Origin of the sequence: Streptococcus phocae (assembly GCF_001302265.1) — a bacterium.
GTDB classification, from domain to species: domain Bacteria; phylum Bacillota; class Bacilli; order Lactobacillales; family Streptococcaceae; genus Streptococcus; species Streptococcus phocae.
This window is the reverse complement of record NZ_LHQM01000010.1, coordinates 168269-180103: the sequence shown is the minus strand read 5'-3', so window position 1 is coordinate 180103 and position 11835 is coordinate 168269. Positions and strand designations below refer to the sequence as shown.

The window sequence follows — 11835 nt, the reverse complement described above, 5'->3', positions numbered from 1 at the left end:
CCGAAATTTCGGAAAGGCTTTTAATCTGTTATTAGATTTTTTAAGATTCAGTCCCTTTTAACACAAAGGCTGCTATTTGTCTAAGCGCTTTGCGAGCTTCTCTTATCGGGAAAATCACATAGGCATGAATCATGTTGTCTTCTATAATGAGTTGGTTGGGAACTTCTTGTTGTGTCAATGTTTCGTGGAACCTTTTGATGTCTGGTAGAAATATTTCACGTGTCCCAGCAAAACTAATAATTTTGGGAAGGCCTCGGTAATCTCCATATAATGGACTGACATAAGGATGGGTCATGCTTTCTTTTCCACCTGCCCAAAGCTCGCCAATATCTTTGAGACGACGCGCATCCAGATAGGCTTCGACCGGCTCAAGCTCCTGGTAATCACTATTTGCTAAGCTAACATCTAACCAGGGCGATAAGGTGATAATCTGGCTAGGCTGCGGAGCTTCCTTATGATCTCGTAGGTACTGGGCTAAGGCTAAGGCCATCCCGCCACCAGAAGAATCACCGATAAAGCTAGTCTGGTTTCCTTTTTTGGCTAGAGCATACCGCTTGTAAGCTTTTGCCAATTTGGGGTAAACTTCTTGATAAGTCACATAAGGGGCCTTTTGAAAATTAGGAAATACTAATTTCGCATTGGTTAAGGTGATTAATTGCTTGATGGTTTTAAAGTGAAACTTTTCCGGGCGACGCAGGTAAACACTGCCATAAAGATAAAAAATAATTGGCTGGTCTTGTGTCTTTTGGTCATTAATGACAAAGACTTGCATCCCATCAACGTCATATTCCTGTGTCGGAAAACCAACCAAGGTTTCTGGATTATCTAAATGATAAGGAATCTGACGCTGTCTTTGAGTTTCGATACCTTGATAGTTGTCTGGTTTCTTGGAAAGTTTATACCGGCGTAAGTCAAATAATTTTTCAATCAACCAACTTGATACTGACCGTTTTTGATAGCATTCAATAAATACCACCCCCCCCATGACAAGGGTTAAAAATAGTATCACACTAATGAACACGTTTTGTCCTCAATTCTAACAGTTGTTATTAAAATCCTCTTGTTCTTTTTGTCCAATCTTCTGACAAAAAATAAGGATTTAAGCGATAATTAAGCTGTGCTTGCTCTTCTTCTATGAAGGGCAAAACCGCCTTATCAAAAGCTAACCAACCATTCCATCCCATATGAATCGTGTCTTGCATAAAATAGGTTTTACCACCCGCTCGTGAAAAGTCTGCAATTTTTTTGAACCCTTGAGAATTTAGTTGGTATTTAATTTTATGAACAGCTTCTTGATACTTGTATTGATTAAGACCTGTGTATTTTGCCCAAGCCTTATTGACCGGTGGAATCACAAAAAGCACATCGGTATCATTTTTGGCAAAGGCCGAAAGCACTAGCTGAAAATCATTGTATTCTGGTGAAGCGATGTAACTATTACTATGCTGAAAGTTCTTGTACAGATGAACTTGGGGCGCAATACGCTTACTGTAAAAAGTATTTTTAATCCCAAAACGGTTGTTTGATGTTCCTTCAGCAGCACGCCTTGTTGCAATTTGGCCTAGACGCTCATACGAAAACGACTTAGGCAAGCCCTTGACACGAGGAACAATTCGCGTGTCATAATTAGCTGACTGCGCAAAATGGCTAAACAGCGACTCTTCACGCAAACTCAATTGATGTTGAAACTCTAATAGTTTCTTTTCCCAGGAACTCAGTGGTTTGCCTTTGCTAATTTTTTGCAGTAATTCTGATTTCGCAACCCCTGGATTGACTTGCAGCATACGCTTGGCCGCAAACCGTGATTCTTGGCCTGTGTCAGCATTCAAAAGAAACTCAATCACTTGGCTATTGGACAAATACAGTTGCACTGCTCCTGGATTAATCCCTTGAGGGGTAAACCACTGTGGTGAAATCACAAAGACTGCTTTTTTCCCTTTAAGTTCTTGGGCAATCTGTTGCATGCCGTAATATTGTGACAGAGAGGCTGACCCTCTTTTTCCTATAAGAAATGGACGATAAGACCGCTGGTACTTTTCTGCTAAGACAGATGGGTGCATGCCATCCATTCGACTCCATTCGCTTGACCCAAAAAATGGCACAAAATAGTGATTTGGATCTGATAACGCCTGTCGTTTTATCAGACCGTTCTTAAAAGAACTGTCTGTAATGGCAACAGCGTTCGCTTTTTCTTGTATGAGAGAATGCTTCAACCTTGTGGGAAAGCTAAATATCGTCATAACAACTAAAGCAAAAGCAATCACTAAGGGACCTAGGATTAACCAAAGGCGTTTAAGCATGTTTTAATTCCTCGACACCTTGAATAATTTTATTGGCAGTATTCCAGTCTTCGCGGCCAAACTCAGAAATTGGAACCTTGATATTAAATAATGATTCCAACTCAACAATTAACTCAACAGTTCCTAAACTATCAAGTACCCCAGCATCAAACAAGTCTTCATCCAACATATCAGACACATCTTCCATAAACAAACGATCAAACAATTCAATTACAGTTTCTTTAGTAGACATTACTCATACTCCCTTTTTTATGATAGTGGTTTGCCAAACCAGAGTTCGTTCAAGAAACCTGAGAATAGCAAGAGTGAAAACATCACAACGTGGAAAGTGACCACGATTGATATTAGGTGGAAAGCCCTGCTCTGGAACAAAGGGAGTTTCCCTTGTTTTTTCCGATTTCGATTGATTTCTTTTTTCTTTCGAATCCAAGCATCGTTAACAATCAAACCGATTCCATGAAACAGACCATAAGCGATATAATACCAGGTTAGACCATGCCAACATCCCATGACAAGCATGTTGATGAGATAGGCAAAACCTGAGGTCACGTTTCGATTTTTAAACACTTTATGCTTGATTAAACTATGCACCAACCGCATAAAGACAAAATCTCTAAACCAGAAGGATAAACTCATGTGCCATCTATTCCAAAACTCTTTTAAGTTTGGAGATAAGAAAGGCTTGTTGAAATTTTCAGGGGTTTTAATTCCCAATAAATAAGATATCCCTATGGCAAACATTGAGTACCCTGCAAAATCAAAGAACAAATTAATGCCATAAACATACATGACCGCAATGGTCTCTTTGTTGAAATACCCTCCTGCAGCTAGTGCTTTACTTTGAAGAACAGGTAACAATAACCCGCCTAAGCAGTAGGAAATGATATGTTTATATAAGAAACCAAGCATAATATACATGACAGCCTTGTTTAACATGGACAAGTAATCATCTTGATCTGGTAAGTTTTTATAGTCTTCTTGGAACCGTCTAAAACGATCGATAGGCCCACTAGAAAAGGTAGGCAGAAAAATCATAAATCGGATAAAGTCTTTTAACTCAAAATCCTTTAATATCCCATCACGCATTTCAATAATCATGCCCACACTCTTAAAGGTTAGGTATGATATTCCTAAAAAACTAAAGAGAGAGTGCCCTGGACTAGCCATCAAAGGCGATACCTTAACACAGATGAGTGGAAAAAGACTAATCAAAATGCTTAAGTAGAAAACCCCTGTATGATTAGCTCTTTGTCGGTAGGTCTTATAGGCCAAAACACTAACGATTTGCCAAAAGAGGTAGAACAAAAACGCAAATAATTGATGGTAATGCTCGCCTCCAAACATAAATAATATAAAGGCTAAACTGACCAAGCTTTCATAGACTTCAAACCGTTTCTTATTGAAAAGACCAATAATAACAGGAAGAAAGGCTAAAATAAGATAAACAAAATAGATGGGGTTGCCATACGGATCTAAATAAGGGATATGATCAAAGAAAGTCATCATCGGTTGTTGACCTCATTTATCAGTGATTTGATATCGATCTTTCCGTTAGGCGTTAATGGCAACTGATCTCTATAAATAAATTTCGAAGGCATCATATAACTCATCATGTGATCTTTTACAGATGCTTTAATGGCCTTTGTCAAATCTAGTTCTTTAGCGTAGTTGTCTTTGACACCGTCTTTCAAAACAACATAGGCTAAAAGATTTTGCACCTTATGTTCTTTGTTATACCTTGGAACAGCGACCGAAGAGGCCACTAAAGGCGACTGATTTAATTGCTGAGACACATCTTCTAATTCGATGCGGTAGCCAGCGTATTTAATTTGAAAATCCAAGCGTCCACCGTAAAGTAACATATTGTCTGGTGTTAACGAACCCACATCACCAGTATGGTAAGCAGGTTGGCCGTTGAACGTGAAGAAGGCTTCAGCTGTTTTTTCTGGATTGTTGAGGTAACCTTTTGACACAGCTGGTCCTGTCACAATAATCTCACCTTGCTGCCCTGGTGGTAGGGCGTTGCCGTCTTCATCAATGATGTAAGTTGGTGAATCCGGTTTTGGATACCCAATAGGCAAACGAGTATAACGGTCAAGCATGTCTTTTGTAATAGAAATGGCTGATAAGGCTACCGTTGCCTCTGTAGGGCCGTATGCATTGACAATTCTGGCATTAGGAAAGCGGTCAAATAATTTTCGAGCCGTAGAGACCGTCAGCTCCTCACCATCAAAATAAAAATGGGTTAAGTGAGGCATCTTTTCTTGGCAAAAATCATCACTCAGCATAGCCATGTCAGCAAAAGATGGGGTCGACGTCCAAATCCCAACTGGTAATTGAGCAATCGTGCCAAACAATTTTTTAAAATCAGTCACCAGTTCTTTTGGCAAGGCAAATAAGGTACCCCCAAGAGCTAGGGTCGGAGCCCAATACATGACTGACAAATCAAAAGAGTATGGCGGTTGCGCAAGCATTTGAGGCTGATTAGGAATCGCAAAAGCGTCATCCGAAATCATCCAATTCGTAAAGCTTAACAAGTTGTCATGTGAAATTTGCACACCTTTAGGTTGTCCAGTGGTTCCAGAGGTGAAAATAATATAATAATTATCATCTCCTTTGACAGGGCTTGTCAGCTCGAAACAAGACTTAGACTGCTTAGCTGTTTCAATCTCTGACAAGGAAATGACTCTGACCCCATCAATTGTTACAGGCAATGCTTCAATAGCGATAACCAAACTTGGTTTTGCAATCTCAATGATTGACAATATCCGCTCGGTCGCAGAATGCACATCAACTGGGATATAGGCATGTCCCGTTTTCGTCAAGGCAACAAAAGTTGCCAACATGTCATAACTTTGAGCACCAAAGACTAATACAGGGCTTTTTTCTGCCAGTTCTAAGGTATCAATAAAACATGCTATACTGTCAGAATCTTCCTTTAATTGCCCATAACTGCGACGTTCCCCTAAACAATCATAGACTGGGAAGTTTGGCTGGGTTTTGGCAAAATACTCGATTCTTTCAATCATATCATTAATCATTAGTCAATCTCCTAAAATTCATTATAGATAAAGTTACTCTGACCATGTCCCAAATAACCAAAGAAATAGACTAGCAACATCAAAATCACGTAGAACAAGGCTATCTTACCAATAAAGACAACAATCGTTTTTGCTGTTGATTTATTTTTTAACATTTTACCTTTTTACCTTCTTGTATTAGTGACATAATATAATAAAAATTTTACTTCAAAATCGCTCGCTTGACAAGCTAAAAGTTAATTTCTAAAAAAGAAAAATAATTTAATGGAACGCTCCAGTAAACCATGTTATATTATAGCAAAATATCCTTACCAATAGCAATCCCAGTTGCAAAAGAATAGCCGTTTTCATAGCACTGGGCTAGCAAACGGCTGGTTAGGGTATTGTACTGTTTAAGAAAATCATTAATCCATTGCTTTTAGCTCTAAAATCAAATCGCGAATCTGAGCCGCCATTTCAAAATCAAGCAGTTCAGCAGCTTCGTGCATTTGCTTGTCTAGGGTTTTAAGAGCTGCTTGGCGTTCTGAGCGAGACATGGTTTCATAGCTAGCTTCGATGCCTATGTCTTCGCTTTCAGCTGGCTTTGATAGACCAATCAAATCGCGAATATCTTTTTTGATGGTTATTGGTGTAATGCCATGTTTTTTGTTGTAAGCAATCTGCGTTTCACGACGACGTGCCGTTTCATCCATGGCTCGCTGCATCGAGTCTGTAATTTTATCGGCATACATGATCACGTGGCCATCTGAGTTTCGAGCGGCTCTTCCGATTGTTTGGATAAGCCCTCGCTCGTTTCTCAAAAATCCTTCTTTGTCTGCATCCAAAATCGCAACCAAGCTAACCTCGGGCACATCAATCCCTTCACGAAGCAGGTTGATTCCTATTAAAACATCAAACACGCCCAAGCGAAGGTCTCGGATAATTTCTGTTCGTTGCAAGGTTTTGATGTCGCTGTGCATGTATTTGACCTTGACGCCCATCTCTTTCAGATAATCTGTCAGGTCTTCTGCCATCTTTTTAGTCAAGGTAGTGATGAAGGCTCTCTCTCCACGTTGTGCCCGGAGGTTAATCTCTCCTAGCAAGTCATCCATTTGCCCCATGGTTGGTCTCACCTCAACTTCTGGGTCTAATAGCCCTGTTGGACGAATAATTTGCTCAACAATAGTATCTGTTTGTTCACGCTCGTAATCTCCTGGTGTCGCTGAGACGTAGACAATTTGATGAATGTGACTCTCAAACTCTTCACGGCGAAGTGGCCTATTGTCAAGTGCTGACGGCAAACGAAAACCGTAGTCTACCAACATTTGCTTCCTAGCTTGGTCACCGTTGTACATGCCCTTGATTTGCCCCATAGTCATGTGACTCTCATCAATCATGATTAAAAAATCCTCTGGAAAGAAATCTAACAAGGTATAAGGCGGCTCTCCTGCACGGCGACCATCCATGTGCCTTGAATAGTTTTCCACACCGTTGGTATATCCCATTTCACGTAGCATTTCAATATCATATTCTGTGCGTTGCTTTAAGCGTTGCGCTTCTAGCAATTTGCCCTCTGATTCAAAAAGTTTGAGCTGTTCTTTGAGTTCGGCTTGAATCTTTCTAATAGACTGCTCCATGTGCTCATCATTGGTCACAAAGTGAGTTGCGGGAAACAAGACCAAGTGCTCAACATCTCCTAGATTCTTGCCTGTTAGGCTCTCAATTTCTCGGATACGATCAATCTCGTCTCCAAAAAATTCAATGCGAAAAGCATGCTCATCTCGTGAAGCAGGAAAAACCTCAACCACATCACCTCTGACGCGAAAACGCCCCCGCTGAAAATCAATATCATTACGCTCAAATTGAATATCAACCAAATCATTTAGCAATTGGTCTCTGGATATTTCTTGACCCGGACGCAAACTAACTGCAGAGTCAGCATACTCCTTTGGAGAACCCAAACCATAAATACAAGAAACAGAAGCCACAACAATAACATCATTTCGTTCTAATAAAGACGAGGTCGCAGAATGACGTAATTTGTCGATCTCATCATTTACTGAACTATCTTTTTCGATATAGGTATCGCTAGATGGCACATAAGCCTCGGGTTGATAGTAATCATAATAGGACACAAAATATTCAACGGCATTCTCTGGGAAAAATTCCTTAAATTCCCCATAAAGCTGCCCTGCTAGCGTTTTATTATGTGCAATGACCAAGGTTGGTTTGTTGACCCTACTAATAACCTGACTCATGGTGTAGGTTTTTCCTGTTCCTGTTGCCCCTAGTAATATCTGAGCTTTCTCGCCACCTTCAATATTATCAACTAGGGCTTCGATAGCCTTGGGTTGATCCCCTGATGGCTCGTATTTTGACACCAATTTAAACGCTTTAAAATCTCGTTTATCAATCATATATTCCCCTTTACACGTCTGTACTTAATACCTATTTTAACATAGCAAGACAAGAATTTCTTTTGTGGACTACTAGAGCATAATTTTATCACATGTTACATTTTATGACATGAGAAACAAAATTATTTGCTTATCAGAAAGATATTTGCTATAATTAAGAATATTTTTTAATTCTATAAGGAGACTAGCATGACACACAAATTAAAAGCATTAATGCTTGCGATATTGTCCTTCATTATGATGACGGGCGGTATGGCAAGCGCAGAAACAATTGATATTGTTTCTGATACAGCCTATGCACCGTTTGAATTCAAAGATTCAGACCAAGTATATAAAGGAATTGACGTTGATATTATTAATGAAGTAGCCAAACGTCAAGGTTGGGACATCAGTATGACCTTCCCAGGTTTTGATGCCGCTGTCAACGCTATCCAATCTGGTCAAGCCGATGCTCTAATGGCTGGAACAACAATTACTGAGGCACGTAAAAAAGTCTTTAACTTCTCAGACCCTTATTACGATACCAAGATTGTAGTTGCAACCAGAAAAGCAAATCCAGTCAAAAGATATAAAGATTTAAAAGGAAAAACCGTTGGTGTTAAAAACGGCACTGCTGCTCAATCCTTTTTAGACAAGTACAAAAAGAAATACGGTTATAAGGTTAAAACCTTCGATACTGGCGACTTGATGTACAATAGCCTATCAGCTGGATCGATTGCTGCTGTGATGGACGATGAGCCTGTTATCCAATTTGCCATCAACCAAAACCAAGACCTCGCGATTAACATGAAAGGCGAAGCAATTGGAAGTTTTGGATTTGCTGTCAAAAAAGGTAGCGGATATGACTACTTGATTAATGATTTCAATACTGCCCTAGATGATATGAAAGCTGACGGAAGCTACCAAGCTATCATGTCAAAATGGCTAGGCACTGATGCTAAAATGACCTCAGGAGAAACTACTGGCGACGCAAACGCTAAGGCAACTCCTGTCAAAGCAACCTATAAAATTGTTTCTGATTCTTCTTTTGCTCCTTTTGAATTCCAAAACGACAAGGGTAAATACGTCGGTATCGACATGGACCTCATGAAAGCTATTGCCAAACAGCAAGGTTTCAAAATTGAAATGAGCAATCCTGGTTTTGATGCTGCGTTGAACGCAGTCCAATCTGGACAGGCTGATGGCGCCATCGCTGGCATGTCCATTACACCTACACGACGTGGTATTTTTGATTTTTCTGATTCTTACTACACATCAAATATTTTGCTAGGCGTTAAATCAGGAAGCCCAGTAACGTCTTATAAAGACTTAAAAGGTGAGACTGTTGGGGCTAAAAAAGGCACTGCTTCTTACGACTTCCTTGAAAAAAATAAATCGAAATACGACTATCACCTAAAAGCATTTGATGAAGCGTCTTCGATGTATGACAGTTTAAATTCTGGATCTATTGATGCACTCATGGACGATGAAGCCATTTTAAAATACGCTATCCAACAAGGACGTAAATTTGAAACACCTATTAAAGGTGAACCTTCTGGTGAATATGGCTTTGCCGTTAAAAAAGGAACAAATCCAGAACTCGTTCAAATGTTTAACAATGGCTTAGCAGCCCTCAAACAATCTGGTAAGTACGACACCATCGTTAATCGCTACCTCAACTCAAAAGAAGCAGCTAAGACTTCTGATAAAAGCGTTGACGAATCAACAATCTCAGGATTGTTATCTAATAACTATAGACAATTATGGGCAGGACTAGGGACAACCTTGAGCCTAACCCTCATCTCATTTGCAATTGCAATTGTTATCGGTGTGATTTTCGGAATGATGGCGGTATCTCCATCTAAAACATTCCGAGTGATTTCCACTGTCTTTGTAGATGTGGTACGAGGAGTTCCTTTGATGATTGTTGCTGCATTCATCTTCTGGGGTGTTCCTAACCTCATCGAAAGCATGACTGGTCACCAATCACCAATCAATGATTTTGTCGCTGCTACTATCGCCTTATCTCTAAACGCAGGTGCCTATATTGCAGAGATTGTTCGTGGTGGTATCGAAGCAGTCCCTCCAGGACAAATGGAAGCTAGTCGAAGTCTGGGACTGACCTATGGTAAGACCATGCGAAAAGTCATCTTGCCACAAGCTGTCAAAGTCATGTTACCAAACTTTATCAACCAGTTTGTCATCTCTCTAAAAGACACCACTATTGTTTCAGCAATCGGTTTAGTTGAGCTTTTCCAAACCGGAAAAATCATTATTGCAAGAAACTATCAATCATTTCGTATGTACGCTATTTTAGCCATCATCTACTTGATTATGATCACACTCTTAACGCGACTTGCAAAACGTTTAGAAAAGAGGCTTAATTAATGGCAGAATTAAAAATTGATGTTCAAGATTTGCACAAATCTTTTGGACAAAATGAAGTATTAAAAGGTATCGATGCCAAGTTCTATGAAGGAGATGTTGTTTGTATCATCGGTCCTTCTGGCTCTGGAAAGTCAACCTTCCTTCGCACGTTAAACCTACTAGAGACAATCACAAGTGGTAAAGTTGTTGTTGATGGCTTTGAATTGTCTGACCCTAAAACGAATATTGACAAAGCAAGAGAAAATATCGGTATGGTTTTCCAACACTTTAACCTATTTCCTCACATGACTGTTCTCGAAAACATCATGTTTGCACCCGTTGAAATTGGTAAAGAGTCTAAGGAAGTTGCCAAAAAGCATGGTATTGCCTTGCTTGAAAAAGTTGGATTAGCCGACAAGGCTGACGCTTATCCTGGCAGCCTATCTGGTGGTCAAAAACAGCGTGTGGCTATTGCTAGAAGCTTGGCCATGAATCCTGACATCATGCTCTTTGATGAACCTACCTCTGCTTTGGACCCTGAAATGGTAGGAGATGTTCTTAACGTAATGCGTGACCTGGCAAAACAAGGCATGACTATGTTAATTGTGACGCATGAAATGGGATTTGCTAGACAAGTCGCTAATCGCGTTATTTTTACCGATGGTGGCCAATTCCTAGAAGACGGTACGCCTGAAGATATTTTTGATAATCCTAAACACCCTCGCTTAATCGAATTTTTAGATAAAGTATTAAATGTTTAGTCTCACTACCTCCGTACCCTGAAAATGGCTACGGAGGTTTTTTTATGAAAAAGCTGATATTGACAGATACCGCTTCCTATGTTTGAATAGGACTATGACTTATTTAACCTATTTTACAAAAACAGAGTGGACACTGTGGTTATCATCAGTGACTCTCATTTTGACGACAAATCTCCTTTTTGGCAGTCAGTCACCATTAGCTTTGACTGCTTCTTTGATTGGCGTTACTTCATTAGTCTTCAATGCCAAGGCCAACCCCATTGGACAAGGCTTAGTGATTGTGTTTTCCTTGATTTATGCCTATCTAGCCCTTCTAAATGGTTACTACGGAGAATTGTTAACCTATACTTTGATGACTCTGCCCATGGCGATCTTCTCTTTATTTTCTTGGTTGACACACCCCTTTGAAGGCAACAAATCACAAGTAACCATTTCTCGGTTGCGTCTCAAAGATTGGGGGCAACTTGTGTTAGGTACTTTGGTTGTTACGACAGTTTTCTACTTTATCTTAGCTTATTTCAATACCAATTACCTCTTGGTATCCACCTTATCGATTGCAACCTCTTTTTCAGCAGTTTTTCTAAGCTACAAGCGCAGCCCGTTTTTTGCCTTAGCCTATAGCCTAAATGATTTGGTTTTGATTCTCTTATGGTTATATGCTGCGCGCCAAGACATTGGACAATATGCTATTGTCAGTTGTTTTGTGACTTTCTTTGTCAATGATATTTATACCTTTACGAGTTGGCTTAACTTACGACAAAAACAAGAGCATCACAAAAGGATGGGGCATTAAGCCTCATCCTTTTGTGATAGTTTTTCCCGCTCAAGTCTGATCTTTCGATTAGGGTTGAGCAAATTAAATAATTCTTCTAGTTTTTCAGCATTCCAGATATCTGCGGCTGAAACAAATCGGCCGTCTTTATCTTTAAATGATATGGGTTTGTCTCCCATAAGACCCCTCCTTAAATCATTGGACTAAAGATTTGGCGTC

11 protein-coding genes are annotated in these 11835 nt (G+C 39.8%); 3 read left to right on the top strand and 8 right to left on the bottom strand.

The window, feature by feature from the left end; genetic code table 11:
* Positions 1 to 40 precede the first annotated feature (40 nt).
* The 7 genes from AKK44_RS03535 to uvrB all read right to left on the bottom strand — a co-directional run bounded on the left by AKK44_RS03535 (position 41) and on the right by uvrB (position 7737).
* Positions 41 to 985, bottom strand: coding sequence for an alpha/beta hydrolase (locus AKK44_RS03535; RefSeq protein WP_054278592.1), 945 nt, complete (start codon positions 983 to 985; stop codon positions 41 to 43).
* Positions 986 to 1049: 64 nt separating this feature from the next.
* Complete coding sequence (gene dltD / locus AKK44_RS03530) at positions 1050 to 2300, bottom strand: D-alanyl-lipoteichoic acid biosynthesis protein DltD (RefSeq protein WP_054278540.1); 1251 nt, start codon at positions 2298 to 2300, stop codon at positions 1050 to 1052.
* Entirely contained in the window at positions 2293 to 2532 is a 240-nt protein-coding gene (gene dltC, locus AKK44_RS03525; protein WP_054278539.1) for a D-alanine--poly(phosphoribitol) ligase subunit DltC, read from the bottom strand. The genes dltD and dltC overlap by 8 nt, the downstream gene beginning before the upstream one ends.
* A gap of 17 nt (positions 2533 to 2549) precedes the next feature.
* Positions 2550 to 3806, bottom strand: coding sequence for a D-alanyl-lipoteichoic acid biosynthesis protein DltB (dltB, locus tag AKK44_RS03520; RefSeq protein WP_054278538.1), 1257 nt, complete (start codon positions 3804 to 3806; stop codon positions 2550 to 2552).
* Positions 3803 to 5341, bottom strand: coding sequence for a D-alanine--poly(phosphoribitol) ligase subunit DltA (gene dltA / locus AKK44_RS03515; protein ID WP_054278537.1), 1539 nt, complete (start codon positions 5339 to 5341; stop codon positions 3803 to 3805). The genes dltB and dltA overlap by 4 nt, the downstream gene beginning before the upstream one ends.
* A gap of 11 nt (positions 5342 to 5352) precedes the next feature.
* Positions 5353 to 5496 carry a teichoic acid D-Ala incorporation-associated protein DltX gene (locus tag AKK44_RS03510; RefSeq protein ID WP_054278536.1) on the bottom strand — a complete coding sequence of 48 codons (144 nt, stop codon included), beginning with the start codon at positions 5494 to 5496 and terminating at the stop codon, positions 5353 to 5355.
* A 249-nt stretch (positions 5497 to 5745) separates the two neighbouring features.
* Positions 5746 to 7737, bottom strand: coding sequence for an excinuclease ABC subunit UvrB (gene uvrB, locus AKK44_RS03505; RefSeq protein WP_054278535.1), 1992 nt, complete (start codon positions 7735 to 7737; stop codon positions 5746 to 5748).
* A 189-nt stretch (positions 7738 to 7926) separates the two neighbouring features.
* On the opposite strand from uvrB, the gene AKK44_RS03500 reads away from it, so the two are divergent.
* The 3 genes from AKK44_RS03500 to pnuC all read left to right on the top strand — a co-directional run bounded on the left by AKK44_RS03500 (position 7927) and on the right by pnuC (position 11637).
* The gene (locus AKK44_RS03500) at positions 7927 to 10104 is read left to right on the top strand and encodes an ABC transporter substrate-binding protein/permease (RefSeq protein WP_037595507.1); all 2178 of its coding nucleotides are present in this window, start codon (positions 7927 to 7929) and stop codon (positions 10102 to 10104) included.
* Entirely contained in the window at positions 10104 to 10844 is a 741-nt protein-coding gene (locus AKK44_RS03495; protein ID WP_037595508.1) for an amino acid ABC transporter ATP-binding protein, read from the top strand. Before AKK44_RS03500 ends, AKK44_RS03495 begins: the two co-directional genes overlap by 1 nt.
* Positions 10845 to 10938: 94 nt before the next feature.
* Positions 10939 to 11637, top strand: a complete 699-nt coding sequence (gene pnuC, locus AKK44_RS03490) for a nicotinamide riboside transporter PnuC (protein ID WP_054278534.1) — start codon at positions 10939 to 10941, stop codon at positions 11635 to 11637.
* Here the strand turns inward: pnuC and AKK44_RS09090 are convergent.
* On the bottom strand, positions 11634 to 11795 hold the full coding sequence (locus AKK44_RS09090; protein WP_037595512.1) for a hypothetical protein: 162 nt from the start codon (positions 11793 to 11795) through the stop codon (positions 11634 to 11636). The two genes, pnuC and AKK44_RS09090, sit on opposite strands and share 4 nt — an antisense overlap.
* Between the last annotated feature and the right edge of the window lie 40 nt (positions 11796 to 11835).

Bases quoted from the DNA above. Each gene is read 5' to 3' on its own strand.
- AKK44_RS03535 (WP_054278592.1), bottom strand. From the start codon at position 985: ATGGGGGGGGTGGTATTTATTGAATGCTATCAAAAACGGTCAGTATCA.
- dltB (WP_054278538.1), bottom strand. From the start codon at position 3,806: ATGATGACTTTCTTTGATCATATCCCTTATTTAGATCCGTATGGCAAC.
- dltC (WP_054278539.1), bottom strand. From the start codon at position 2,532: ATGTCTACTAAAGAAACTGTAATTGAATTGTTTGATCGTTTGTTTATG.
- AKK44_RS09090 (WP_037595512.1), bottom strand. From the start codon at position 11,795: ATGGGAGACAAACCCATATCATTTAAAGATAAAGACGGCCGATTTGTT.
- AKK44_RS03510 (WP_054278536.1), bottom strand. From the start codon at position 5,496: ATGTTAAAAAATAAATCAACAGCAAAAACGATTGTTGTCTTTATTGGT.
- AKK44_RS03500 (WP_037595507.1), top strand. From the start codon at position 7,927: ATGACACACAAATTAAAAGCATTAATGCTTGCGATATTGTCCTTCATT.
- dltD (WP_054278540.1), bottom strand. From the start codon at position 2,300: ATGCTTAAACGCCTTTGGTTAATCCTAGGTCCCTTAGTGATTGCTTTT.
- dltA (WP_054278537.1), bottom strand. From the start codon at position 5,341: ATGATTAATGATATGATTGAAAGAATCGAGTATTTTGCCAAAACCCAG.
- AKK44_RS03495 (WP_037595508.1), top strand. From the start codon at position 10,104: ATGGCAGAATTAAAAATTGATGTTCAAGATTTGCACAAATCTTTTGGA.
- pnuC (WP_054278534.1), top strand. From the start codon at position 10,939: ATGACTTATTTAACCTATTTTACAAAAACAGAGTGGACACTGTGGTTA.
- uvrB (WP_054278535.1), bottom strand. From the start codon at position 7,737: ATGATTGATAAACGAGATTTTAAAGCGTTTAAATTGGTGTCAAAATAC.